1 protein-coding gene and 1 pseudogene are annotated in these 1,490 nt (G+C 34.0%); both read left to right on the plus strand.

Annotated features, from left to right (window positions below):
• A pseudogene (locus DMP16_RS09820) lies at nt 1-401 on the plus strand (hypothetical protein); the annotation flags it as partial.
• Nucleotides 402-865: 464 nt separating this feature from the next.
• Nucleotides 866-1,490 (plus strand): metallophosphoesterase (locus DMP16_RS09825; RefSeq protein ID WP_143577185.1); only part of this gene is annotated, 625 nt, incomplete at its 3' end.

Here is a 1,490-nt window from a genome sequence, read left to right on the forward strand (position 1 = left end):
CTGGTTTAATTAACGTAGTATTATTCTCAGCTCTGGCTACGTTAGGTGCGTCAATGTTAAATGTTGTATTAATAAACATACTTACCTTTTCCGTCGAGAGAAGAGTTTTAGGTATAGCTACTGGTATGAACACTGTTTTTAGACTAATAGGAGGAGCCTTTGGTACCTCTATAGCCGGTTCCTTAATATCTACTTACTATACCTATTTAGTTTATCCAATGTCCTTTGGTGGGAATAGTTTTTACTTACCAATTCAATTACCCTCTGATTACGCTTTTCAATTAACTTTCACGATTTCAGCACTAGCAGGATTAATGATGGCTATCATAGGTAGTATGACTAGGGATATTAGAATAGGGAAGATGAGAGTGGGTATATCTTCAAACATGGGGGAGAAGTAACATATTAATAGAAAAATCCCTAAAGTATTAACATGGTTATAAGGAAAATCTTATCCTTTAAGGAGGAGGTCAGATCCAGAAAAGTATATCCTTGATTTATCAGCATTCATGTATAACCTATTTTTATATTTATAACTTTTTATATTAAAAAATACAATTATGCTAACAAGTATGAGATTTATAACTCAAGAAAAGTATCTGGTAAGGAGGAGTCATAAATTCTGACTTCCTCTCTGCTTTAAAGTTCCCTTAGCGGTTCATTGTTTTCCCCCTCATTTTAGAGGCAGTCAAGAGGCGCAGAGAACCCCTCTTAACAATATCGACTTTTCCACCCCAGCCTTGTAAGGCTTTCATCATTTTGTAATAAATCTAAAGATATGGAATTATTATATTGGTATGTTAAAATTAAAAATTTGTAAAAATTAGAAGTTAACTTAATAAAGCATCTCTATCTATATAAATCTATGAGATTTTTATTAGTTAGTGATATACATAAGTCCTACGAGTTCTACAGAGGATACGATGAGTCTGTAGCAGTCGAATGGTTATTAGAAATAATAGATGAAACAAAGCCTCAAGTCCTCATTTCTGCAGGAGATTGGGACGAAGGGATGACTTCCGAGGATTTCGGGAGAATATTATCAAAAGTAAAGCTCCTAACAGTCTATGGTAATCATGAAAACTTTCCAATAATACAGAGATACGCTATACCGAATGGTAAAGTATTCGAATTTGGGGGTTTAAAAATAGCAGGAATTAACGGACTTGTAGGGGATAATAATATTAAAGGAATACCTATAACTACACCAACTCAATTTATGAACGCTATTTATAGGATAAAGAAATATGTGCCTAAACTGGATATTCTTGTGACACATCAGCCTCCTTATATTCCAGAGATATACCCTAAGATGAGACCTGATAATTACAATGAGTTAGTGTTTGAAGCAGTTGAGGATTTAAAGCCTAGATTGTTCTTCAATGGACACATGACTGCCGGCTGTTACTCCTCTTATAAATTTCCTTCCGGAACTAAATATCTCAGAGTTGATAGTTCTCAAATTTATAAGTGCTATGGATTATTAGAGT

This window comes from Sulfolobus sp. B1 (assembly GCF_007050195.1).
GTDB lineage: Archaea > Thermoproteota > Thermoprotei_A > Sulfolobales > Sulfolobaceae > Saccharolobus.